This is a genomic window from Pseudomonas sp. H26/SER47-MNA-CIBAN-0231, assembly GCF_040310465.1.
GTDB lineage: Bacteria > Pseudomonadota > Gammaproteobacteria > Pseudomonadales > Pseudomonadaceae > Aquipseudomonas > Aquipseudomonas atacamensis.
Genome location: NZ_JBEOPW010000010.1, coordinates 156,417 through 180,065, shown reverse-complemented (window position 1 = coordinate 180,065; position 23,649 = coordinate 156,417). Strand labels below are relative to the sequence as shown.

The following is a 23,649-nucleotide window of genomic DNA, read 5'->3' as shown; positions in this document are numbered from 1 at the left end:
GTCAAATCTCCTTGGTCAAGCGAGTGTTGTCTTCGTGCTCGCCCTCGGCCGGATCGTCGGCTGCGGACAACGGACGCGCCGGGGTGCGTTTCTTGCCTGGACCACCGTCCGGTGTTTCGTTGCCTTCGCTGATCTTCGGCCCTTTGCGCACCAGGCGCATCATGTAGCCGAGACCGGCGCCGAACAGGGCGAAATAGACCACGACGAACATGATCAGGGTGATGCTCATCTGCATGAAGCTGTGGTTGGACGAAGCATCGGCAGTGCGCATCAGGCCGTAGACCACCCATGGCTGACGGCCGATTTCCGTGGTGAACCAGCCAGCGAGAATCGCGATCAGACCGGACGGCCCCATCCACAAGGCCAGATGCAGGAACGGCCGCGAGGTATACAGCGAGTCACGCTTGCGCAGCCACAGACTCCACAGACCGGTGAAGATCATCAGGAAACCGAGGCCGACCATGATCCGGAACGACCAGAACACGATGGTCGAATTCGGCCGGTCTTCCGGTGGGAACTCCTTCAGCGCCGGCACTTGTTTATCCAGCGAGTGGGTGAGGATCAGGCTGCCGAGGTATGGAATCTCTACGGCGAACTTGGTGCGTTCCTCTTTCATGTCCGGCCAGCCGAACAGGATCAGCGGCGTCGCTTCGTCGCCATGGTTTTCCCAGTGGCCTTCGATCGCAGCGATTTTTGCCGGCTGATGCTTGAGCGTATTGAGGCCGTGGAAGTCGCCGATCACAGCCTGGATCGGCGCGACGATCAATGCCATCCACATGGCCATCGACAGCATGGTGCGGATCGCCGGGTTGTCCCTGCCGCGCAGCAGGTGCCAGGCCGCTGACGAGCCGACGAAGAAGGCAGTGGCGACGAACGCCGCCGTGGCCATGTGCATCAGCCGGTAAGGGAATGACGGGTTGAAGATGATTGCCAGCCAGTCGGTGGGGATCACCTGACCGTTGACGATTTCAAAGCCTTGCGGGGTCTGCATCCAACTGTTGGAGGCGAGAATCCAGAAGGTCGAAATCAGCGTGCCGATCGCCACCATCACCGTCGAGAAGAAGTGCAGGCCGCGCCCGACCTTGTTCCAGCCGAACAGCATGACGCCGAGGAAACCGGCCTCAAGGAAGAACGCCGTAAGCACTTCATAGGTCAGCAACGGCCCGGTGACGGCACCGGCGAAGTCGGAGAACCGACTCCAGTTGGTGCCGAACTGATAAGCCATGACCAGCCCGGAAACCACGCCCATGCCGAAGTTCACGGCAAAAATCTTCGACCAGAAATGGTAGAGATCGCGGTAGGTGTCGTTGCGGGTCTTCAGCCACAAACCTTCGAGCACTGCCAGGTAACTCGCCAGGCCGATGGTGATGGCCGGGAACAGAATGTGGAACGAGATGGTGAACGCGAACTGAATTCGGGCGAGATCCAGAGCCTCTAAACCGAACATATGGCTTCCTCTGTCAGGTAATACGGGTAGCTGGCCCGGAGGCCTGCACCACTGCCCCCACGGATATGGAGTGCGGCGAATTCGGATTCGTTCTTTTTTTGCAACCATCGCAACGCAGGGAGTCTGGCCAAATGGCCGCCAGATCAGTTCCGGTCGGGGTCTTGATCTGGATCAAGCAACGTTGAAAGAGTAGTCCCATTTTTGCCAATGAACTGCGTGGTGGTTTGCCGCGTGACAAGTTGCCTCACTCCTGTGGCCAGGGGATTTATCCCCGTCCGGCTGCGCAGCAGTGGTCGTCGTTTATAGATTTTGGGGCCGCTGCGCGACCCAACGGGGATAAATCCCTCATCACAGGGTTGATTGTCAGCATGAAAGATCGATGTCTGGCTAACTGAATTGTTTCTCCTAGCAACTTCCTGTTACAGACTGGTGATAATCTCGCCGTTCACTCGTCCAAGACCTGCCTTCAGATGCCCACACAAGAGCCCCTGCTGTTACGTCACCATCGTCCGTTCATGGCTTTCTGGCTGGCGCGGGTTTTCACCGCCAGCGGGTTCCAGATGCTCACCGTGGCGATCGGCTGGAATCTGTATCAGCTGACTGGCAACGTGCTGGATCTGGGCCTGGTCGGACTGGTCGAATTCGCCCCGCGGGTGCTGTTCATGCTGCACACCGGGCATGTCGCTGATCGCTACGATCGGCGCAAGGTCGCCGCGCTTTGCCAGTCGTTGCAGGCGTTGATTGCCTTGGCGCTGGCCATCGGCAGCGCCACCGATCACGTCACCCGCGAGATGATTTTCATCCTCGCCTTCCTGCTCGGCGCCGCCCGTTCGTTCGAGATGCCGACGACTCAGGCCTTGCTGCCCAGCATCGTCCCCAGTGCGCTTTTCCCCCGCGCAGTTGCCGCCGCGCAATCGGCGCAGCAGTCGGCCACTATCGTCGCCCCGGCCCTCGGCGGTTTGCTCTATGCATTCGGCAGCGTCTGGGTCTACGGCCCGACCGTGCTGCTGTACGTGATCGCCTGTTCGCTCATGCTCAACCTGCCGGCACGCCAGACGCCATTGAATAAAGGCAAAGCCACGCTGGACTCGCTGCTGGCGGGGATTCGCTTTATCCGCAGCCGCCCGGACATCCTCGGCGCGATCTCGCTGGACCTGTTCGCCGTGTTGCTCGGCGGCGCCACGGCGTTGCTGCCGGTGTTCGCCAAGGACATTCTGCTGACCGGCCCGTGGGGCCTTGGCCTGTTGCGCTCGGCGCCGGCGGTGGGTGCGTTGCTGATGTCGCTGTTTCTCGCGCGATTTGCCGTGGAACGCAATGTCGGCCGGGTGATGTTCACCGCCGTCGGCATCTTCGGCGTCGCCACTATTGCGTTTGGTTTGTCGACCTCGTTCTGGTTCTCCCTGGCGGTGCTGGTGGTGCTCGGCGCAGCGGACATGATCAGCATGGTCATCCGTGCCTCGTTCGTGCAACTGGAAACCCCCGACGAAATGCGCGGCCGGGTCAGCGCGGTCAACGGCCTGTTCATCGGCGCATCGAACCAGTTGGGCGAATTCGAATCCGGCCTCACCGCCCACTGGTTCGGCACCGTGCCGGCGGTGGTCATGGGCGGGATCGGCACGCTGGTGGTGACGGGGACGTGGATCAAACTGTTTCCGACGTTGGCGAATCGGGATCGGATGCATGTGCCGGTGGAAGAGAAGGCCTGAGGTTTTTGGAAAAAACTGACCTGCCCAGCACGTATCAAGCGACAACGTGCGGTACATAGTTACCGCACCGGGTGTAATGTATCGCCTTACACTCGCCGCCATGATCAAATCCTTTCAGCACAAAGGCCTTCGTGGCTTCTATGAAACAGGTACGACTCGTGGAATTCGTGCCGACCATGCAAAACGGCTGTCGCGCATGTTGCAGTTCATGGATCGAGCGACACTTCCCGGCGATCTGGACTTGCCGGGCTGGCGCCTGCATCCGTTGAAAGGCGAGCTGAGTGAATACTGGTCCGCTCAGCGTTTCAGGCAACTGGCGAGTGATCTTTCGTTTTGTCGGTTCGGATATCGAATTGGTCGATTATCTGGACGACCACTGACAGGAGGCAGGCTCATGCCCATGCACAACCCGCCACACCCCGGTGAAACCCTGCTGCTGGATGTCTTGCCCGAGCTTGGTATCAGCGTGAGCGAATTGGCCCGGCACCTTGGCTTTGCACGCCCGCATCTTTCACGCGTACTGCACGGACACGCGCCAATCAGCCCGGATCTGGCAGTACGACTTGAGCGTGCAGGGATCGGCAAGGCGCGCGTTTGGCTAGGCGTCCAAACCGACTACGATCTTTGGCAAGCGGAGCACCGTGAGCAACCAATGATAGAACCCCTCGCAGCCCACGGCTGACCCGTCAGGCCATCAACTCCCCCGCCACCCTCGCCCGCAACGCCTTGCCGCCAAGCTGCTCGACCAGGGTCAGGGCAAATTCCAGTGCCGCGCCCGAGCCTTGGGCGGTGATGCAGTTGCCGTCGACCACCACCGGTTGATCAACAAACGTACAGCCGGACAACTGATGGCTGGCGCCGGGCAGGCAGGTCATGCGTCGCTGGCGCAGCACGCCTGATGCCTGGAGGGCGGTGGCTGGGGCTTCGCCGATGGCGGCGAACAGGCGGCCGGCGCGGGCTTGGTCCTTGAGCAACTGCTGCAAGGGCTGATGCGCCGCCAGATGCTGCGAACCGACGACACCGCCCGGCAGGGCAATGAGGTCAAAAGTCTGTGCCAGTACATCGACGAGCATGCCGTCGGCTGTCAGCCGGGTGCCGCGCGCACAGGTCAGCATGCGCCGGCCTTCGATGCTGGCGGCGACCACTTCGATGCCGGCGCGGCGCAGCACGTCAATCAGGGTCACGCTTTGCAAATCGTCGATGCCCTCGGCGAGGGCAATCAGGGCTCTGGAAGTCATGGGCGCTTTCCGCTGGATAGTCAGTCAAGCGTAGTCAGCTTTGTCCCAGCCTGTGCGCAGACAGCCGTTACTTGATGTAAAGCTGAGTCGAAAGCGTATTGCGCGGAGCGTTGATCGAGGTGTTGCTGAAGTTGAAGGTGCCTTGCTGTTTGCCGGCCAGATCGAAGGTATAAAGAGAACCGACGGTTTTGCTGCCAGGGGTGCATTCAGTGAGATTGCCATTATCGAAGGCGCACACCGGACCTCGGGTGCCGTTGACCTCGAAGCCATCCAGAGTCACGTGCGGCTGGTTCTGGCCATAGCCGACTTCCAGCACATAGACCTTGATATTCGGCCCGCTGTGATCGCACTGGGTTTGCGGCTGGTTATCGGCGATATCTTCCAGACCGCAGGATGGCGATTGCACTTTGATCACCTTCACCTCGGTCAACGGCGGTGCCGATGCCGCGAACGCCGGAGCTGTCAGCAGCAGTGCTGCAATCCATCCGAAAATCCTGATCCCGCCGTTGCGCATGCCTGCCCACTCCAAAAAATCAGCGCGCAGTATGGCGCAGTTGTCGGCTGCGCAAAACTTCGCCGACGATCGACACCAACATCCGCCAAATTCCTCACGCGGCTGGTATGATGCGCGGCTTTTTCCGGCCCACGACAATTTTCCAGGCGCTTGCGACGGTCTGTGCTTTGCTGTTGAGGTCGATACATTCACGGCGCCATACGCGCCACGGGGAGCAGACATGCTGGAAAGGCTGTTTCAACTCAAGGCACACAACACCAACGTGCGCACCGAAATTCTTGCGGGCGTCACGACTTTCCTGGCCATGGCTTACATTCTGTTCGTCAACCCGAGCATCCTCGGCGAGACCGGCATGGACAAAGGCGCGATCTTCGTCGCCACCTGTCTGGCGGCCGCCATCGGCTCGACCGTGATGGGCCTGATCGCCAACTACCCGATCGCCCTCGCTCCGGGCATGGGCCTGAACGCCTTCTTTACCTACACCGTGGTGCTGCACATGGGCCACACCTGGCAGGTGGCGCTGGGTGCGGTGTTCATTTCCGCCGTGCTGTTTTTCCTGCTGTCGATCTTCCGCATCCGCGAATGGATCATCAACGCCATTCCGCTGCCACTGCGCTCGGCGATTGCCGCCGGTATCGGCCTGTTCCTGGCGCTGATCGCCCTGCACAACGCCGGTATCGTGGTCAGCAACCCGGCGACCATGGTCGGCCTCGGCGATCTGACCAAACCGGCGCCGATTCTGGCCACCGTCGGCTTCGCCGTGATCGTCGCCCTCGAAGCACTGAAAGTGCGCGGCGCGGTGCTGATCGGCATTCTCGCCGTAACCATCGCCTCGATCGTACTGAACGTCACCGAGTTCGGCGGCATCCTGTCGATGCCGCCGTCGCTGGCGCCGACCTTCCTGCAACTGGACATCAAAGGCGCACTGGACATCGGTCTGGTCAGCGTGATTTTCGCTTTCCTGTTCGTCGACCTGTTCGACAACTCCGGGACCCTGATCGGCGTCGCCAAGCGCGCCGGCCTGATGGGCAAGGACGGCCACATGCCGAAAATGGGCCGTGCGCTGATTGCCGACAGTACGGCGGCCATGGCCGGCTCGCTGCTGGGCACGTCGACCACCACCAGTTACATCGAATCCGCTGCCGGCGTCAGTGCCGGTGGCCGCACGGGCCTGACCGCCATCGTCGTGGCAATCCTGTTCCTGCTGGCGCTGTTCTTCTCGCCCTTGGCGGCCAGCGTTCCGGCATTCGCCACCGCGCCAGCGCTGCTGTTCGTCGCGGTGCTGATGACTTCCGGCCTGGCGGAAATAGACTGGGACGACATCACCGTGGCGGCGCCGGTTGTGGTCACCGCACTGGCCATGCCGTTCACCTATTCGATCGCCAACGGCATCGCCTTCGGCTTCATCGCCTGGACTGCCATCAAGCTGCTGTCCGGCCGCGCCCGTGAGCTGAACCCGGCACTGGTGATTTTGTCGATTCTGTTTGTGATCAAGTTGGGTTGGTTCAACGCATGAGTTTCGATTCCCAAGCCTACGCCGAACAACTCGAAGCCAAGGTCACGCGCTTGCGTGATCTGCTGGCACCGTTCGATGCACCCGAGCCGACGGTGTTTGACTCGCCTCTGCAGAACTTCCGCCTGCGCGCCGAATTCCGCCTGTGGCGCGAGGGCGGCGAGCGGCATTACGCGATGTTCTCTCAGGACGACAAGCGCACGCCGATACTCATCGAAGAATTCCCGATTGCCAGCCTGCGCATCAACCAGTTGATGCCGCAGTTGAAGGCCGCGTGGCAAGCCAGTTCGGCGCTGAGCCACAAGCTGTTCCAGGTCGAATTTCTGACCACGCTGGCCGGCGACGCGATGATCACCCTGTGCTATCACCGTCCGCTGGACGAGCACTGGCATGCGGCAGCCACTCAGTTGTCGGCGGATCTGGGCGTGAGCATCATCGGCCGCTCCAAAGGCAAGCGCGAAGTGCTCGGTCAGGACTATGTCGTCGAGAAACTCGAAGTCGGCGGTCGCACCTTCAGCTATCGCCAGCCCGAAGGCGCGTTCACCCAACCCAACGGCACGGTGAACCAGAAGATGCTCAATTGGGCATACGAAGCCTTGGGCGATCGCAGCGACGATCTGCTCGAGCTGTACTGCGGCAACGGCAACTTCACCCTGCCGCTGGCGACTCGCGTGCGCAAAGTGCTCGCCACCGAGATCAGCAAGACTTCGGTCAACGCTGCCCTGAGCAATCTCAGCGAAAACGCTGTGGATAACGTCACGCTGGTGCGTTTGTCCGCCGAGGAGCTGACCGAAGCGCTCAACGAAGTACGCCCGTTCCGTCGCCTGCACGGCATCGATCTGAAGAGCTACGAATTCGGCAGCGTCTTCGTCGACCCACCACGCGCCGGCATGGACCCGGACACCTGCGAACTGACCCGGCGCTTCGACAATATCCTCTACATCTCCTGCAACCCGGACACCCTGGCGGCCAACATCGCCCAGTTGCATGACACCCACCGCATTACCAAGTGCGCGATGTTTGACCAGTTCCCCTGGACCCATCACATGGAATCCGGTGTGCTGCTGACCCGGCGTTGATTGCGGGTAGCGGATACGGAAAAGCCGTCGTGATTGACGGCTTTTTTGTGGGTGCTATGGCGCGATATCCGTTTTGCGTGGACGCCCGCCTTTTTTGCCATTGGCTCGCGCTGCCGCAGATTTCGCAGCGCTGCTTTGACGCCCGTTGCGCGAGGCGACGACCGACGCGGCCATCCGCATAAGCGGCGGGCTCGCTGAAATCATGCCGGCAATGGAAATATCCAGATCCTTGCCCTCATGGCACAGCGCAGTGCCGCCGAGGCCGATCGTCAGGCTTGCATAATCGGCCGCTTCAAACCCCGCGAATTCGGGATACAGCTTCACCGGAAGCAACACACCGCTGCCGTCCTCGAAACGAATGACCAAAGAGGATTCTTCGAAGCTCACTGACACGGCCTGCAAACTATTGGCCTGTCGTGCTTCGCCAAGTGTGATGGCGGCATCGAGCATCTCTTCCGTCAGGGGGCGATGCACCGACGGTTTTGCCTTGATGACTTTCATAATTCGATCTCAACTCCTTCCAACTTGCCGATCAAGGACAGCAGCACCTTGTCTTCATCGGGGTCATAGCGCGCCGAAGGCTAGCGTGGTCATCCGTTCCGGAACAGCGGCAGGAGCAGAAAAAGAGTAAGCAAAGTTCTCACGGCTCGCCTGATTGCGCGCCTGTGCGATCACCGAACACAAAACGCCCTGGTCATTTCTCGGCAATTGACCGATGTAACCATCTAGTACATTTTATCTCCACAGGCCGGAACCTCTCGGCCAATGCCAAAAACAATAAGTGGAGTTACCCCATGTCCCCTACCGTTCTGGTGCTTAACGGTCCGAACCTGAACCTGCTCGGCACCCGCGAGCCGGCGACTTATGGTCATGAGACCCTGGCGGATATTTCCGCGCTGTGTGGTCGCGCGGCTGACGAGTTCGGTCTGACCGTGGAATTTCGCCAGACCAATCATGAAGGCGAGCTGCTCGACTGGATTCACGCCGCGCGCGGTCGTTGTGCCGGGATCGTGATCAATCCGGCGGCGTGGACGCATACGTCCGTGGCGATTCGCGATGCACTGGTCGCCAGTGAATTGCCGGTGATCGAGGTGCACCTGTCCAATGTCCACGCCCGTGAGCCGTTTCGTCATCATTCGTTCGTTTCCGGCATTGCCACGGCGGTGATGTGCGGGTTCGGCAGCCATGGTTATCGCCTGGCACTGGAACATTTCAGCCAGCGGTTGCAGAGGTAAGAACCATGTCGCGTTCCAAGGTGATACTCGCCGGGCTGATCGGCGCCGGGATTCAGGCTTCACGTACACCGGCACTGCATGAGCACGAAGGTGATGCGCAGGGCCTGCGGTATCTGTACCAGCTCATCGACCTCGATCAATTGCGCCTCGACAGCACGGCCCTGCCCGACTTGCTGCAAGCGGCGGAGCGGATGAATTACACCGGACTGAACATCACTTTCCCGTGCAAACAGGCGGTCATCCCGCTGCTCGATGAGTTGTCGCCGGAAGCCTGTGGTATCGGCGCGGTGAACACCGTGGTGCTGAAGGACGGCAAGCGTGTCGGCCACAACACCGACTGCCTCGGTTTCGCCGAGGGTTTTCGCCGGGGTCTGACAGACGCTGCCCGTGAACGTGTCGTCCAGATGGGCGCTGGCGGCGCTGGCGCGGCGGTGGCCCACGCGCTGCTCAGCGAAGGCGTACGGCAATTGACGATTTTTGATGTCGACCGCGAGCGTGCCGAGAGCCTGGCAAACAATCTGAATCAACATTTTGGCGCCAGTCGCGCGCAGGCGGGACGGGATTTGCCCGGGGCGCTGGCGCAGGCCGATGGCCTGGTCAACACCACGCCGATGGGCATGGCCAAGCTGCCGGGTTCACCGGTGCCGGCCGGGTTGCTGCGCAGGGAAATGTGGGTCGCGGAGATTGTGTATTTCCCGCTGGAAACCGAATTGCTGCGCGACGCCCGCGCCTTGGGTTGCCGCACCCTGGATGGCGGCAACATGGCGGTGTTTCAGGCGGTGAAGGCGTTTGAACTGTTCAGCGGCGTGGTGCCGGATGCGCAGCGCATGCTCGAGCATTTTCAGAGCATGAATGGCTGAACAACAGGGTAACTCTGTGGAAGCGAGCCTGCTCGCGAAGGCGTCGATTCAGTGAACGAACAGGGCGACTGACACACCGCTTTCGCGAGCAGGCTCGCTCCCACAGGGGAGATCGAGTCAGGCCTTCAGGTAGCGCAACACCGATTCGCAGATCATCTCGCGGTGGCGCTGCTTGATCGTTTCGTCCGGCAGGTCGATCTGGAAGATTTCCCCCAGCGTGTGGCGGTTCGACACGCGATAGAAGCAGAACGAACTGATCAGCAGGTGCACGTCCAGCGCATCGATGCCACGCCGGAACAAACCTTCGTCCGCGCCTCGTTGCAGAATCCCGCCCAAGGTATCGAGGATCGTGTTGTTTAGCGCCTTGATCGCATCGGAACGCTTTACGTACTCGGCGTTGTGGATGTTTTCGATGCTGACGATGCGTACGAAATCGACGTTGTGATCGTGGTGGTCGAAGGTGAATTCCACCAACCGACGGATCGCCAGCTCTGGCGGCAGCTCATCCAGGTGCAGACGGTTTTCCGTGCTGCGGATATCGCCGTAAAGCTTCTCCAGCACCTCGACGTACAACTGCTCCTTGCTGCCGAAGTAGTAATAGATCATGCGTTTGGAGGTGTGGATGCGCTCGGCAATCGCGTCGACGCGGGCACCGGACAAGCCCTGCTGGACGAACTCGACGATCGCCTCCTGCAGAATGTTCTCGCGGGTCTTTTCCGGGTTGTTCTTGCGACTCTTGCGCGGCACTGCGTCGGACTCGACAGCAGCGGCGGAAAGTTCTGAATTCATGGTCATCGCGGGCTCACGGCCATCACTGCACAAGCTGGCGATTATGGGCCGCGCGGGACAGTGAAGGAAGCCGCGCAGCCGGTGTTTGATCCCGCGTTTACGAATTCCCTACAACTTCGCCTGACGCACCGCACCGCTGCGCGATTTGGCCATCGCCGCCAGCCGCACCGCAACGTTGGCCGCGCCGTAGCCGGCATAGCCATTCTTGCGCTGGATGATCTCGAAGAAGAACCGCCCCTCGAACGGCTCGGTGTAGACATGAAACAACTCGCCGCCCTGGGCATCACGGTCGTAGAGCACGTTGTAATAGGCCAGTTCGCTGAGGAATTCATCGTCGAAATCGAAACGCGCGGCGAGGTCGTCGTAATAGTTCAGCGGGATGTCCAGCAGCGGCACACCGGCCTCCTTGGCGCGACTGACCTGGGCGAAAATGTCGTCACAATCGAAAGCGATGTGATGCACGCCGGAGCCGCGATAACTCGATAGCGCATGCGAAATGGCGGTGTTGCGGTTCTCGGAGATGTTCAGCGGCAGCCGGATCGAGCTGTCGCGACTGCGCAGTGCGCGGCTCTTCACCAGACCGTACGGATCGGGCAGCACTACTTCATCGTCGGCTTCGAAATCCAGCAGGCTTTTGTAGAACAGCACCCAACTGTCGAGGCTGTCGGCCGGCAGCGCCATGGCCATGTGATCGATACGCTTGAGGCCGCCGCCGGTCTGCGCGTCGGGCAACAAATTGAAATCGGTGCCGTACACGTCAGCGTCCGCATCGACCAGATAAATCAGGCTGCCGTCCGGTGCGCGCACCGCCGCTAGTTCCAGTTCATTCGGCCCGACCAGGCCGCGATAGGGCTGCCCCTTGTAAGCGACCGCCCGGGCCAGTGCACTGGCGCTGTCCTTGACCCGCACCGCCGTGGCGCACAGCGACGGGCCGTGGGCTTCGAAAAAGCTGTGGGCGAACGAATACGGCTCGGAGTTGAGAATCAGGTTGATATCGCCCTGACGCAGCAGGCTGACGCTCTTGGAGCGATGCTGCCCGGCCTTGGCGAAACCGAGGCGTTGCAGCCAGTGACTGAGCTTAGCGCCCAGCGCTTCATCGACGGCAAATTCGAGAAATTCCACGCCGTTGTATTCGCTGGCGGACGGCGTTTCGAAAAGAATTTCACGGTTGGCCACCGGCGGCGCTTCCTGCTCGAGACGCTGACGGGTCTTCTCTTCCAGATACAGCAGCGAGCGCAATCCGTCGGCGGCGTTGGCTCGCGGGGGCGCGGCGCGGAAGCCGTCGTTGAAGATTTCCAGCGACAACGGCCCGGTATAGCCACTCTTGATGATCGGTGCGAGGAAACCCGGCAGATCGAATTCGCCCTGCCCCGGGAAACAACGGAAATGCCGGCTCCACTCCAGCACATCCATGGCCAGGATCGGCGCGTCGGCCATTTGCACGAAGAAGATCTTGTCGCCGGGAATGTCGGCGATCGCGCTGGGATCGCCCTTCAGCGACAGGGTGTGAAAGCTGTCGAGCAGCACGCCGAGGTTGGGGTGATTAGCCTGACGGACGATGTCCCAGACCTGTTGATAAGTATTGACGTGACGGCCCCACGCCAGCGCTTCGTAACCGATGCGCAAGCCACGGGCGCCGGCGCGTTCGGCCAACAGGCGCAAATCATCGACGAGGATTTGTTGATCGCCGACACTGTCCGGCGAGGCGTTGCTGCAGACCAGCACCAGGTCGGTGCCAAGTTCCTGCATCAGATCGAACTTGCGCTCGGCACGCTCGAGGTTGCGCGCCAGGCGATCGCGGCGGCAGCCTTCGAAGTCACGGAACGGCTGAAACAGGGTGATGGCGATCCCCAGATCGGCGCACATCTGTTTAATTTCCCGGGGACTGCCGTCGTAGTACAGGAGGTCGTTTTCGAAAATCTCCACGCCGTCGAACCCGGCGGCGGCAATGGCTTCGAGTTTTTCCGGCAGGGTGCCGCTCAAGGAAACGGTGGCAATGGAACGCTGCATGTTTCAACTCCCGTTTGGAGACGGCGGCTGCGTGAGCCGCGCCGCTTTTATAGGATGAGCAAATTATTGGCTGCATCCCTGCGCGCAGCAATTTAAAGTGTACTACCCGGTTAGTTTTGCGTGCGATTATCGAACACTAAGGCGATTTGGCGAATTGACGATTTTTTGTTCACTGCCCAACATCGGTTGCACATCGAGTCCGGCCACTAACCACCGGGCAAGGTGTTCGACAGAAAAGAACACCAAATAACAAATCCAAAAACGGGTGGAACACATGATTCCTTCACAGACTTCCCGCATGGCTCCGGCCATGAGCACTGCCACGGGTGGCATTGGCGACAAGATCCGCGGCGCCATGGCCGTCGGCAAGACCCGCTGGGGCATGCTGGCGCTGGTGTTTTTTGCCACCACCCTCAACTACATCGACCGCGCCGCCCTCGGCGTCATGCAGCCGATCCTCGCCAAGGAAATGAGCTGGACGGCGATGGATTACGCCAACATCAACTTCTGGTTTCAGGTCGGCTACGCGATCGGGTTTGTCCTGCAGGGACGTTTGATCGACCGGGTCGGCGTCAAGCGCGTGTTCTTCTGCGCCGTACTGCTCTGGAGCCTGGCCACCGGCGCCCATGGCCTGGCGACCTCGGCAGTCGGCTTCATGGTCTGCCGCTTCATCCTCGGCCTGACGGAAGCGGCCAACTATCCGGCCTGTGTGAAAACCACGCGTCTGTGGTTCCCGGCCGGTGAACGTGCAGTCGCTACCGGCATTTTCAACGCCGGCACCAACGTCGGCGCGATGTTCACGCCGATGCTGCTGCCACTGGTCCTGCATGTGTGGGGCTGGCAAGCGGCGTTCCTGTGCATGGCGGCACTCGGCGGCATCTGGCTGCTGTTCTGGGGCCTGAAATACTTCAATCCGGAAGATCACCCGACGGTGAAACAGTCGGAACTCGATTACATCCAGCAGCAAGTCGAACCGGAACAGGCCCGCGTGCCGTTCAGCAAGATCCTGCGCATGCGCGGCACCTGGGCCTTCGCCCTCGCCTACTCGCTGACCGCGCCGGTGTTCTGGTTCTATCTGTACTGGCTGCCGCCGTTTCTCAATCAGCAATACAACCTCGGCATCAACGTGACGCAGATGGGTATTCCGCTGATCATCATCTACGTCACGGCTGACTTCGGCAGTGTCGGCGGCGGGATTCTGTCCTCGTTCCTGATCGGTCGCGGCATGAACTCGATCAAGGCGCGGCTGCTGTCGATGTTGCTGTTTGCCTGCTGCATCATCGGCGTGGTCATGGCTGCCGGCTCGGCGAATCTGTGGGTGGCGGTGGCGGCGATCTCGCTGGCGATCGGCGCGCATCAGGCCTGGACTGCGAACATCTGGAGCCTGGTGATGGACTACACGCCCAAGCACATGATGAGCACGGTGTTCGGCTTCGGCGGCATGTGCGCAGCGATCGGCGGGATGTTCATGACCCAGATCGTCGGCCACATCCTCACCGTCACCAACAACAACTACACGGTGCTGTTCACGCTGATCCCGGCGATGTACTTCCTCGCACTGACGTGGATGTACTTCATGGCACCGCGCAAGATTCCGACCGTTACCGAATAACCTGCCTGCATACATCCAATCGTGGGAGCGAGCCTGCTCGCGAAGGCGTCACGTCAGCCACCGAATATGGCGACTGACACACCGCTTTCGCGAGCAGGCTCGCTCCCACAAGTTGAACCGGGATCCGCTCTTCAGCGCCGGCTCTGCTGCCACGCTGCCGCCAATCCGCTGCAACAGATCACCGCAATACCGATCACCGTCAACCCGCTCGGGGTGTGATTGAACAGCAGCCAGCCCAACAACCCGGCAAAGACGATCTGGCAATAGCCGAACGGCGCCAGCAATGCCGGTGCGGCGTGACGGAAGGCCTGGGTCAGGAACAGATGCGCCGTCATCCCGCAACTGCCCAGCGCGAGCATCAGCGCGGCGTGAGTCCACGTCGGCACCTGCCAGAAGAACGGCACCAGCGCGCTCATCACCAGGGTATTGCACAGGCCGGCAAAGAAGTTGCTGGTGGTCGGGCTGTCCACTTCGGCGAGCTTGCGCGTCAGCAATTGGTAGAAGCAGAAGAACAGCGCCGAGCAGAACGGCAGCAGGATCGCCGGGGTGAACAGGTCGCCGCCCGGGTGGACGATGATCAGCACGCCGATGAAGCCGCAGATCACCGCGATCCACTGCCCGCGCGTCACCCGTTCCTTGAGCAACGGCACCGACAATGCCGTGACCAATACCGGTGCGAGAAAGTTGACCGCCGTGGCTTCCGCCAGCGGGATGTACCGCAGCGCCGTGGTGAAAAACAGGCTGGTGCCGAGCAGGCACAGGGCACGGGCGAGCTGCCATAACGGCTTCTTGGTGCGCAGCACGCGCAAACCGGACTGCGGCAGGAAAATCCCTGCCATCAACAAGGTGTGCACCACATAGCGCGCCCACACCACCATCACGATCGGATAAAAACCGGAGAGGTATTTCGACAACGCGTCGTGACTGGAAAACAGGAACGTCGCCACGACAATCAGCAAGATCCCCTTGAAGGGCTGGTTGACACCGGAGAGCGGGGTGCTGACGGTCATTGGCAATCTCTGAAAAAAATCCGGGCGAGCGTTCGCGCTGGCGGCAATCGTTGTGGCAATCATAGTCGGCCGAGCTTTCAGCAACCGCACAGGTTGCACTCTTCTTCGCCGGGAAACCGCCGCCAGGCAAAACCTTGAGGCAAGATTCCCGCCACTTCGGCGCCCGGCCAGTGTGCAACATCACAGACTGCCGTCGAAACAGCGGGTTCATGAATTAGACGGAAGAAATTCCACTCGGGATTGAATTCACGGCCCGCTCGACCGTCAATACCAGGCCCGCACCATGTGGGCGCGTGTGCATGGACGGACGACCGGACTGGCGCCACACTCACACAGCGGCAACACTCATCACCAGCAGATTCATCACCGGCAATAAAAGAGGATTCCCACATGCTATGGAAAAAAGGCCGACGCAGTGACAACGTCGTCGACGCCCGGGGTGATGATGCCGGCGGTGGCGGCGGCATGCGCTTCGGTGGCGGCAAGGGCCTGAGCCTGACGGCCATCGTGCTGATTGTCGGCATCGGCTGGCTCACCGGCCAGGACCCGATGCAGATCCTCGGCCAGTTGACCGGGCAGATGGAGCAACCGGCGCCCTCCTCGCAAACCCGTCAGGCGCCACCGGCCAATGATGAACAGGCCGAATTCGTCCGCTCGATCCTCGGCGACACCGAAGACACCTGGGGTCCGATCTTCCAGCAGGCCGGACGCCAATACAAAGACCCGACACTGGTGCTGTTCAGCAATCGGGTGAACTCCGCGTGCGGCATGGCCACTTCTGCCACCGGCCCGTTCTACTGCCCGGCCGACCAGAAGATCTATCTGGACATGGCCTTCTTTCAGGAAATGTCGCAGCGCTTCAAAGCCGCTGGCGATTTCGCTCAGGCTTACGTGATTGCGCACGAAGTCGGCCACCATGTGCAGACGCTGCTGGGCGTCTCGGCGAAGATGCAGGCTGCGCGTCAGCAAGGCCGGCAGATGGAGGGCGACGGCGGCTTGCTGGTTCGTCAGGAATTGCAGGCCGACTGTCTCGCTGGCGTCTGGGCGTATAACGCGCAGAAACGCCTGAACTGGCTGGAACCGGGCGACATCGAAGAAGCCTTGAACGCCGCCAACGCCATCGGCGATGATCGCTTGCAGCAACAGGGTCAGGGCCGTGTGGTGCCGGACTCGTTTACCCACGGTACGTCAGCGCAAAGGGTGCGCTGGTTCAAAACCGGATTCGCGCAAGGCCAGGTAAGCCAGTGCGACACCTTCGCGGCGAAAACCCTGTAAATGCATAAATGGCTTGTGGCGTTACTGTTCATCGTCGGCACCGCGCAAGCGACCGGCGTCGATGCGATCAGCCCCGGTCGCCTGCAACTCAAGGCCGGGGAAATGGCAGTGGGCATCGGCCCGGCACCGGAAAAGATCGAGCGGGTGCTGATCGTCATTCACGGTCGCCTGCGCAACGCCGAGACCTATCGCAAAAGCGCGGAAAGCGCCGCCGAACTCGCCGGGCAGACCGCGCACACGCTGGTGATCGCTCCGCAGTTTCTCAATGAAAGCGACGTCACCCTGTATTCCTTGCCGCCGACGGTGCTGCGCTGGCAGGGCAACGAGTGGATGGGCGGCGGCTTGTCCACCGGGCCGAATCCGCTGAGTTCCTACGCGGCGCTGGACGAAATCGTCGCGCGGCTCAGCGACCGCAAACAGTTTCCGGACGTGAAGCAGATCGTGATCTTCGGCCACTCCGGCGGGGGCCAGGTGGTGCAGCGTTACGCCCTGCTGGCCAAGGATCAGCCGGCGCTCAAGGCCAACGGCATTCGCTTGCGCTATGTGGTGGCCAATCCTTCGTCCTATGCATATTTCAACGAGCAGCGGCCAGTGGCGTTCGATCACGCGCAATGTCCTGGTTTCAACCGCTGGAAGTACGGTCTGGCGGACATGCCGGTGTATGCCGGCGGGCAAACGCCGTTGCAGGTCGAGAGCGCTTACGTCAAACGCGAGGTGATTTATCTGCTCGGGCAGCAGGACGTCGACCCGGAACATCCAGCGCTGGACAAGAGCTGCGCGGCCGAGGCGCAAGGGGCTTACCGCTTGATGCGCGGGAAGCTGTATTTCGGTTATTTGCTGCGCCGGCATCCTGAGGGGGTCAATCAGCGGCTGATTGAAGTGCCCGGGGTCGGGCATGACGGGGATGGCATGCTGACGTCCGCGGAGGGGCAGAAGGCGTTGTTTGATCAGTAGGTTTTTTGCTGAATCCACCGGCCCCTTCGCGAGCAGGCTCGCTCCCACATAGCTCTATGACATGCACAAAATATGTGTGCACTGAAGATCCAATGTGGGAGCGAGCTTGCTCGCGAAGGGGCCGGCTCAGGCGACGAAGATGTCAGGCAAACAGCATCCGCCGCAACTCAACACAATCCTTCGCATGCCAATCGGTCAACTCCGGCCACGGGTTATCCGGCAGGTTCACCAACACCGTCCGCGCCCCCGCTGCTCGGCCGCAATCCAGATCAAAGCGGTAATCGCCAACCATCACCATGTCACTGGCCGGCACTTGCCAGGCCTCGGCCAGTTTCAGCAAACCGCCGGGATGCGGCTTCGGCGGTGCTTCGTCGCGACCCAGCACATCCTCGACCGCGAAGCAGTCAGCCAGGCCGATCGCCTCCAGCGTCACGTGCGCCAGCTCCCGCGCATTGCGCGTGAGAATGCCGAGGCGATAACCGCGCGCATGCAGGTCGCGCACCAGCTCCACCGCGCCGGTGGCCGGGGTTGAGCCCAACGCCAGATCGCGTTCATGCTCGAGCAACCAGGCATGCTTGGCCGCCGCTTCATCCGCTGGCAATGCGGCGAGATGGGTGAGGATGTCGTCCTCGGGTGGAATCGCCATTGCCACACGAATCGCCGCGAAATCATGCACGGCGACAGTCAGCGTGCCGTCCATGTCGAACACCCAATGACGAACCTCGGTCAGGCTCATGCCCAGTCCTTGCGATGGCGGATCAGGCCTTCCTGAGTCACCGAAGCGACCAGTTGCCCGGCCCGGTTGAACACGCTGCCACGGGAAAAACCACGGGAGTTGCCGGCCCACGGGCTGTCCATCGCGTAGAGCAACCAGTCATCGGCGCGCAGGTCGTTGTGGAACCACAGCGCGTGATCGAGGCTGGCGACCTGCATGTCTTTCTGCCAGACCGACTTGCCGTGGGGCAGCATCGAAGTGGTCAGCAGGCCGAAATCCGAGGCGTACGCCAGCAGGTATTTGTGCAGCGCAGGAATGTCGGCCAGGGCGCCATCGGCGCGGAACCACACATATTTGATCGGATCGGCCGGTTGCGGGTTGTACGGATCCTTTTCGGTGACCGGGCGTACTTCGATCGGTTTCGGGCACAGCAGTTTTTCACGCATGTGCTCGGGAATCAGGTGCGCACGCTGCTGGATCAGTTCCAGCTCCGAGGGCAGGTTTTCCGGGCCGACCACCGCCGGCATCTGGCCCTGATGCTCGAAGCCTTTTTCGTCGTACTGGAACGAAGCGCTGCACGTGAAGATCGGGTGGCCCTTCTGGATCGCCGTCACGCGGCGAGTGCTGAAGCTGCCGCCATCACGGACGCGATCAACCGAATAGACCACCGGCAACTTGGCATCGCCCGGGCGCAGGAAATAACCGTGCAGCGAGTGCACATGGCGCGCCTCTTCCACCGTCTGACTGGCCGCCGACAGCGACTGGCCGAGCACCTGACCGCCGAACAACTGGCGGAACCCCAGATCCTGGCTGCGACCACGGAACAGGTTTTCTTCGATCGGTTCCAGGGTCAGCAGATCGACCAGATCTTCCAGCACTTGGCTCATTCAGACTCTCCTCACACAAAGCAATGGCCGCGCAGTCTTGGCTGCGGCGGACGATTCAGGTTCTGGCACGGGCCAAATACGATGGCGGCCATTGTAAACGTCCGTGTCGGCTTATTCATGCAAGGTTTGCAGCCATTGTTCGCGGCTGATGCGATACAGAACATGGCGGCGCAACGGGTGATCGAGCGCAAGCTTGGGGTGATCGAAATCATCCTGCGGATCGTGATGCATGCCGATCGCCTGCATGACCTTCTCCGACTGCGCGTTCTGCCCGGCGGTAAACGAGACGATTTCCTCCAGTTTCAACTGGTCGAAGCCAGCGCGCAGTGCGGTCCACGCCGCTTCACTGGCGTAACCCAGGCCCCAGTGTTCCTTGGCCAGACGCCAGCCGATCTCCACCGCCGGGGTAAACGGCGCATCGAAGCCGACCACGCCCAACCCGGTGAAACCGATGAACTCGCCCGTGTCCTTGCGCTCCAGCGCCCACAGGCCAAAGCCATGCTCGGCAAAATGCCCGCGCACGCGACCGATCAGCGCGGCACTTTCGAGCCGGGTCAACGGCGCTGGAAAGTAGCGCATCACCTGTGGATCGGCGCACATCGCGGCGAATGCCGGCAAATCCTCGTCCTGCCACTGACGCATCAACAACCGCGCGCTTTGCAGCTCCAGTATCGGCTCCATCGTCCCCTCCATTTCCATGCCGTTGAGTCTACATCGCTGGTAGGATCGTTCATTCTTTCCCTGGTTCTGCGCGAAACAAGCCATGCCCTTGCCGTTGATCTATCACGAAGACTACAGCCCCGAGTTTCCCGCGGATCACCGCTTTCCCATGGACAAGTTCCGGCTGCTGCGCGATCACCTGGTCGACAGCGGCCTGACCCGCGACGCCGACCTGCTGCGCCCGCAGATCTGTCCCAACGACATCCTCGCCCTCGCCCATGACCGCAGCTATATCGAACGCTACATGAGCGGCGAGTTGTCCCGCGAAGACCAACGGCGCCTCGGCCTGCCCTGGAACGAGGCGCTGGCGCGACGCACCGTGCGCGCGGTGGGCGGCTCGATCCTGGCGGCAGAGAAAGCCCTTGAGCATGGCCTGGCCTGTCACCTGGCCGGCGGCACTCATCACGCTCACTACGATTACCCCGCCGGCTTCTGCATCTTCAATGACCTGGCGATTATCAGCCAGTACCTGTTGCGGAGCGGCCGGGTCGATCGCGTACTGATTTTCGATTGCGACGTGCATCAGGGCGACGGCACCGCGCGAATTCTGCATGACACGCCGGAGGCGATTACCGTTTCCCTGCACTGCGAGAAGAATTTTCCTGCGCGCAAAGCCGAAAGTGACTGGGACATTCCGCTGCCCAAAGGCATGGGCGATGCCGATTATCTGCAGGTGGTCGATGACACGCTCAACTACCTGCTGCCGCTGTATCAACCGGATCTGGTGCTCTACGACGCTGGCGTCGATGTGCACAAGGACGATGCCCTCGGTTATCTGCAACTGACCGACGCCGGGGTGGCCGAGCGCGATGAACGGGTGATGCGCCACTGCCTGGGCCGCGACATTCCGGTGGTCGGGGTGATCGGCGGCGGCTACAGCAAGGATCGCCACGCCCTCGCCCGCCGCCACGGCATCCTCCATCACAGCGCGCAACGGGTCTGGGATTCACACGGCTGTCATTGAACCGTGCTGCGTTACCCACAATCGCTGTGGAACTGCCTGTGGATAACCTGAGTGAAAGGGACTGCAGGCCATGCTGGCCAAGGCGCCCAGCGCACTGTTTATTTTTTAACCAGCCTCGAAATACACCGCAGCCCCGGTGGGAGCGAGCCTGCTCGCGAAAGCTTTAGCACCCACAACATCTAATTGACTGACAGACCGCGTTCGCGAGCAGGCTCGCTCCCACATGGTGTCTCCCACAGGGTCCAGCGCTGTTAGAATGCGCGCCTTGTCCCGCCATACCGCAGCGCACGCCCATGACCCAGAATTCCGCCCCCGCCAACACCCACGTCGCCATCATCGGCGGTGGCCCCGCCGGCCTGATGGCCGCCGAAGTGCTGAGCCAGGCCGGAATCCGCGTCGACGTGTACGACGGCATGCCCTCGGTCGGGCGCAAGTTCCTGCTGGCCGGGGTCGGCGGCATGAACATCACCCATTCCGAAGCCTACCCGGCATTCCTCTCCCGCTACGCTGAGCGCGCACCGCAAATCGCCCCGCTGCTGCGCGGATTCGGTGCCGATGCCTTGTGCCAGTGGATTCACGATCTGGGCATCGAAACCTTCATCGGCAGCTCCGGCCGCGTATTTCCCACCGACATGAAAGCCGCCCCACTGTTGCGCGCCTGGCTCAAGCGCCTGCGCGACAGCGGCGTGGTTATCCACACCCGCCATCGCTGGCTCGGCTGGCACGCAAATGGCGCAATGCGCATCGCCAGTCCGCAAGGCGAAATCAGCGTAAACCCCGACGCCACCCTGCTCGCCCTCGGCGGCGGCAGTTGGTCGCGCCTGGGCTCGGATGGCGCGTGGATGTTGCCGCTGGAGCAGCGCGGCGTGGATCTGGCGCCGTTGCAGCCAAGCAATTGCGGCTTCGAGGTGCAAGCCTGGAGCGAGCTGATGGTGAGCAAATTCGCCGGCGCGCCGCTGAAAAACATTGCCATCGGTTTGAACGACGACATCCCGCGCTTGGGCGAATGCGTGATCACCGCGACTGGCATTGAAGGCAGCCTGATCTATGCGCTGTCGGCGCCGATACGCGAGGAAATCAATCGCTATGGCGCAGCGGTTATCCACATCGACCTGCTGCCCGGCCGGCCTGTGGATAAATTGCAGGCGGCGCTGAGCAAACCACGCGGCTCGCGCTCGATGGCCAAGCATCTGCACAGTCAGGTGGGGATTGATGGAGTGAAAGCGGCGTTGTTGCGCGAGCTGACCGATGCCGAAACGTTCGCTGATCCATTGCTGTTGGCGCGAGCGATCAAAGCGTTGCCGCTGACACTGGTGAAAACCCGTCCGCTGGATGAAGCGATCAGCAGCGCCGGTGGCGTGCGGTTCGAGGCGATGGATGAGCGTTTGATGCTCAAGGCGTTGCCGGGGGTGTTTTGTGCGGGCGAGATGCTCGACTGGGAAGCGCCGACCGGAGGCTATTTGCTGACCGGGTGTTTCGCCAGCGGGCGCGCGGCGGGGTTTGGGATGTTGGAATGGTTACGGCGCGGGAACTGAGTCGCCCCTGCCCCTCACCCCAGCCCTCTCCCCAAGGAGAGGGAGCCGACCGAGGTGTCTGGCGTCATGCATCGACCTGAGCGATCGTGTCGATTATGCATTCACATCTGATATATCAGGTCGGCGTAACTCACAAGCATCCCCCAATCAGTCCCCTCTCCCTCCGGGAGAGGGTTAGGGTGAGGGGCTTTTGATCTTTGATCTCAAGGCTTGCGCTTGCGCGGTCCAGTATTGAACACCGGCACTTTGCGCACTGGCTTGATCGATGGCTCCGGCGCCGAGGCCTCGCCGCTGTCGACCCACTTGCCCAGATTGCGTTTACCACCGCCACCGCCCGACGCTTTCGGCTTCTTCGGTTTTTTCGGCTTCTTGATCACCTGACCGCTGGCGTCGGTGTCCGGCACGCGGTGCTCGGGTTCGAAATCCGGTTCGTTCTGGCGCTTCAGGTTCTGCCGAGTCAGCATTTCGATGGCCGAAAGCATGTTCACTTCATCGGCACACACCAGCGAGATCGCCTCACCGGTGGCACCTGCGCGGCCAGTGCGGCCGATGCGGTGAATGTAATCCTCGGCGACGATCGGCAGATCGAAGTTGACCACCAGCGGCAGATCTTCGATGTCCAGACCACGGGCGGCAACGTCGGTCGCCACCAGAATCTGCACTTCGCTGAGCTTGAACCGGTCCAGCGCGCGCTGGCGCGTAGCCTGCGGTTTGTCGCCATGGATGCCGTCAGCATTCACACCGAGGCCCTGAAGTTTTTCCACCAGCGCATCGACGCCGTTGCGGGTCTTGGCGAACACCAGCACCTGCTTCCACTTGTTCTTGCGCATCAGGTGCACGAACAGTTCAGCCTTGCGCTTCTTGTCCACGGTGACGATCCACTGCTTGACCGTGTTGGCGGCGACGTTGCGCGGGCTGACTTCGACACTCAGCGGATCATTGAGCATCTGCCCGGCAAGCAGGCGGAGGTCATCGGAGAAGGTCGCGGAGAACAGCAGGGTCTGGCGCTTTTTCGGCAGCATGCGGTAAATGTTTGCCAGTTCTTCGGAGAAGCCCAGGTCGAGCATCCGGTCGGCTTCATCCAGCACCAGCGTTTGCAGCTGATTGAGCTTCAGCGCGTTCTGGCGGAACAGGTCGATCAAGCGACCGGGCGTGGCGACCAGCACATCGACGCCGCCGCGCAGCTTCATCATCTGCGGGTTGATGCTGACACCGCCGTACACCGCATATGTGCGCAGCGGCAGGTTCTCGGCGTATTGGCGTACGGCTTCATGGACCTGCTCCGCCAGCTCGCGGGTCGGCACCAGAATCAGCGCACGCGCCGAGTTGGCGGTGACTTTCGGCCCTTCCATGGCCAGCAACTGCAACAGCGGCAAGGCGAAACCGGCAGTTTTACCGGTGCCGGTCTGGGCCGCTGCCATCAGGTCGCGACCGGCCAGCACCGCCGGAATGGCTTGCGCCTGCACCGGCGTCGGGGTCTGGTAGCCGAGCGTCTCGAGGGAGCGCAGCAAGGGTTCGATCAGGCCAAGGGAGGCGAAAGTCATGGGAGTACCGTAGGAAAAAATGACGCGGGGATGCAATGCCGC

The 23,649-nt window shown here is 61.4% G+C and carries 22 protein-coding genes and 1 pseudogene; 12 read left to right on the top strand and 11 right to left on the bottom strand.

Features of this window, described 5'->3' with window-relative positions; all coding sequences use genetic code 11:
• Position 1: 1 nt before the first annotated feature.
• Positions 2 to 1,447, bottom strand: a complete 1,446-nt coding sequence (locus AAEZ10_RS17175; protein WP_016773088.1) for a cytochrome ubiquinol oxidase subunit I — start codon at positions 1,445 to 1,447, stop codon at positions 2 to 4.
• Positions 1,448 to 1,917: 470 nt separating this feature from the next.
• On the opposite strand from AAEZ10_RS17175, the gene AAEZ10_RS17170 reads away from it, so the two are divergent.
• The 3 genes and pseudogenes from AAEZ10_RS17170 to AAEZ10_RS17160 all read left to right on the top strand — a co-directional run bounded on the left by AAEZ10_RS17170 (position 1,918) and on the right by AAEZ10_RS17160 (position 3,835).
• Positions 1,918 to 3,153 (top strand): MFS transporter, encoded by a 1,236-nt coding sequence (locus AAEZ10_RS17170; RefSeq protein WP_071173661.1) that lies wholly within the window; start codon positions 1,918 to 1,920, stop codon positions 3,151 to 3,153.
• A 100-nt stretch (positions 3,154 to 3,253) separates the two neighbouring features.
• A pseudogene (locus AAEZ10_RS17165) lies at positions 3,254 to 3,533 on the top strand (type II toxin-antitoxin system RelE/ParE family toxin).
• Positions 3,534 to 3,547: 14 nt separating this feature from the next.
• Positions 3,548 to 3,835, top strand: a complete 288-nt coding sequence (locus tag AAEZ10_RS17160; RefSeq protein ID WP_016773085.1) for a HigA family addiction module antitoxin — start codon at positions 3,548 to 3,550, stop codon at positions 3,833 to 3,835.
• 4 nt (positions 3,836 to 3,839) lie between these two features.
• On the opposite strand, the gene AAEZ10_RS17155 is transcribed toward AAEZ10_RS17160, so the two are convergent.
• A complete protein-coding gene (locus AAEZ10_RS17155) occupies positions 3,840 to 4,391 on the bottom strand; it encodes a DJ-1 family glyoxalase III (protein ID WP_350570215.1) in 552 nt (183 codons plus the stop codon).
• Between the two features lie 67 nt (positions 4,392 to 4,458).
• Positions 4,459 to 4,905: a DUF4879 domain-containing protein gene (locus tag AAEZ10_RS17150; RefSeq protein ID WP_071173663.1), complete on the bottom strand. Its 447-nt coding sequence runs from the start codon at positions 4,903 to 4,905 to the stop codon at positions 4,459 to 4,461.
• A 220-nt stretch (positions 4,906 to 5,125) separates the two neighbouring features.
• Here AAEZ10_RS17150 and AAEZ10_RS17145 point away from each other — a divergent pair, with 220 nt between their 5' ends.
• Positions 5,126 to 6,421: an NCS2 family permease gene (locus AAEZ10_RS17145; RefSeq protein WP_071173664.1), complete on the top strand. Its 1,296-nt coding sequence runs from the start codon at positions 5,126 to 5,128 to the stop codon at positions 6,419 to 6,421.
• On the top strand, positions 6,418 to 7,497 hold the full coding sequence (gene trmA / locus AAEZ10_RS17140; RefSeq protein WP_073475559.1) for a tRNA (uridine(54)-C5)-methyltransferase TrmA: 1,080 nt from the start codon (positions 6,418 to 6,420) through the stop codon (positions 7,495 to 7,497). The genes AAEZ10_RS17145 and trmA overlap by 4 nt, the downstream gene beginning before the upstream one ends.
• Before the next feature lie 54 nt (positions 7,498 to 7,551).
• Here the strand turns inward: trmA and AAEZ10_RS17135 are convergent, their stop codons facing one another.
• Positions 7,552 to 7,998 (bottom strand): DUF2442 domain-containing protein, encoded by a 447-nt coding sequence (locus AAEZ10_RS17135; RefSeq protein WP_071173666.1) that lies wholly within the window; start codon positions 7,996 to 7,998, stop codon positions 7,552 to 7,554.
• Positions 7,999 to 8,291: 293 nt separating this feature from the next.
• On the opposite strand from AAEZ10_RS17135, the gene aroQ reads away from it, so the two are divergent.
• Both aroQ and AAEZ10_RS17125 read left to right on the top strand, forming a co-directional pair.
• Positions 8,292 to 8,732 carry a type II 3-dehydroquinate dehydratase gene (gene aroQ / locus AAEZ10_RS17130; protein ID WP_016773081.1) on the top strand — a complete coding sequence of 147 codons (441 nt, stop codon included), beginning with the start codon at positions 8,292 to 8,294 and terminating at the stop codon, positions 8,730 to 8,732.
• Positions 8,733 to 8,737: 5 nt separating this feature from the next.
• On the top strand, positions 8,738 to 9,592 hold the full coding sequence (locus AAEZ10_RS17125; RefSeq protein WP_339101011.1) for a shikimate dehydrogenase: 855 nt from the start codon (positions 8,738 to 8,740) through the stop codon (positions 9,590 to 9,592).
• Between the two features lie 117 nt (positions 9,593 to 9,709).
• On the opposite strand, the gene AAEZ10_RS17120 is transcribed toward AAEZ10_RS17125, so the two are convergent.
• Both AAEZ10_RS17120 and quiC read right to left on the bottom strand, forming a co-directional pair.
• The gene (locus tag AAEZ10_RS17120) at positions 9,710 to 10,387 is read right to left on the bottom strand and encodes a TetR/AcrR family transcriptional regulator (protein WP_016773079.1); all 678 of its coding nucleotides are present in this window, start codon (positions 10,385 to 10,387) and stop codon (positions 9,710 to 9,712) included.
• 102 nt (positions 10,388 to 10,489) lie between these two features.
• Positions 10,490 to 12,391, bottom strand: coding sequence for a 3-dehydroshikimate dehydratase QuiC (quiC, locus tag AAEZ10_RS17115; RefSeq protein WP_350570210.1), 1,902 nt, complete (start codon positions 12,389 to 12,391; stop codon positions 10,490 to 10,492).
• Positions 12,392 to 12,665: 274 nt separating this feature from the next.
• Here quiC and AAEZ10_RS17110 point away from each other — a divergent pair, with 274 nt between their 5' ends.
• Positions 12,666 to 14,003, top strand: a complete 1,338-nt coding sequence (locus AAEZ10_RS17110) for an MFS transporter (protein ID WP_024014417.1) — start codon at positions 12,666 to 12,668, stop codon at positions 14,001 to 14,003.
• Between the two features lie 131 nt (positions 14,004 to 14,134).
• Here the strand turns inward: AAEZ10_RS17110 and AAEZ10_RS17105 are convergent, their stop codons facing one another.
• On the bottom strand, positions 14,135 to 15,013 hold the full coding sequence (locus AAEZ10_RS17105) for a DMT family transporter (RefSeq protein ID WP_350570208.1): 879 nt from the start codon (positions 15,011 to 15,013) through the stop codon (positions 14,135 to 14,137).
• A 390-nt stretch (positions 15,014 to 15,403) separates the two neighbouring features.
• Here AAEZ10_RS17105 and ypfJ point away from each other — a divergent pair, with 390 nt between their 5' ends.
• Together ypfJ and AAEZ10_RS17095 are read left to right on the top strand one after the other, a co-directional pair.
• On the top strand, positions 15,404 to 16,288 hold the full coding sequence (ypfJ, locus tag AAEZ10_RS17100; RefSeq protein WP_350570206.1) for a KPN_02809 family neutral zinc metallopeptidase: 885 nt from the start codon (positions 15,404 to 15,406) through the stop codon (positions 16,286 to 16,288).
• Positions 16,289 to 17,242, top strand: a complete 954-nt coding sequence (locus AAEZ10_RS17095; protein ID WP_350570204.1) for an alpha/beta fold hydrolase — start codon at positions 16,289 to 16,291, stop codon at positions 17,240 to 17,242.
• Between the two features lie 142 nt (positions 17,243 to 17,384).
• Here AAEZ10_RS17095 and AAEZ10_RS17090 read toward each other — a convergent pair whose 3' ends face one another.
• The 3 genes from AAEZ10_RS17090 to AAEZ10_RS17080 all read right to left on the bottom strand — a co-directional run bounded on the left by AAEZ10_RS17090 (position 17,385) and on the right by AAEZ10_RS17080 (position 19,525).
• Positions 17,385 to 17,978 (bottom strand): HAD family hydrolase, encoded by a 594-nt coding sequence (locus tag AAEZ10_RS17090; protein ID WP_350570202.1) that lies wholly within the window; start codon positions 17,976 to 17,978, stop codon positions 17,385 to 17,387.
• Positions 17,975 to 18,844 (bottom strand): acyl-CoA thioesterase II, encoded by an 870-nt coding sequence (gene tesB, locus AAEZ10_RS17085; RefSeq protein WP_016773073.1) that lies wholly within the window; start codon positions 18,842 to 18,844, stop codon positions 17,975 to 17,977. Before tesB ends, AAEZ10_RS17090 begins: the two co-directional genes overlap by 4 nt.
• Before the next feature lie 111 nt (positions 18,845 to 18,955).
• Positions 18,956 to 19,525: a GNAT family N-acetyltransferase gene (locus AAEZ10_RS17080; RefSeq protein ID WP_024014420.1), complete on the bottom strand. Its 570-nt coding sequence runs from the start codon at positions 19,523 to 19,525 to the stop codon at positions 18,956 to 18,958.
• Positions 19,526 to 19,607: 82 nt separating this feature from the next.
• Between AAEZ10_RS17080 and AAEZ10_RS17075 the strand changes: the two genes are divergently transcribed.
• The gene (locus AAEZ10_RS17075) at positions 19,608 to 20,528 is read left to right on the top strand and encodes a histone deacetylase family protein (RefSeq protein WP_350570199.1); all 921 of its coding nucleotides are present in this window, start codon (positions 19,608 to 19,610) and stop codon (positions 20,526 to 20,528) included.
• Between the two features lie 293 nt (positions 20,529 to 20,821).
• Positions 20,822 to 22,063, top strand: coding sequence for a TIGR03862 family flavoprotein (locus AAEZ10_RS17070; RefSeq protein ID WP_350570197.1), 1,242 nt, complete (start codon positions 20,822 to 20,824; stop codon positions 22,061 to 22,063).
• 203 nt (positions 22,064 to 22,266) lie between these two features.
• Here AAEZ10_RS17070 and rhlE1 read toward each other — a convergent pair whose 3' ends face one another.
• Positions 22,267 to 23,607, bottom strand: a complete 1,341-nt coding sequence (gene rhlE1, locus AAEZ10_RS17065; RefSeq protein WP_350570195.1) for an RNA helicase RhlE1 — start codon at positions 23,605 to 23,607, stop codon at positions 22,267 to 22,269.
• Between the last annotated feature and the right edge of the window lie 42 nt (positions 23,608 to 23,649).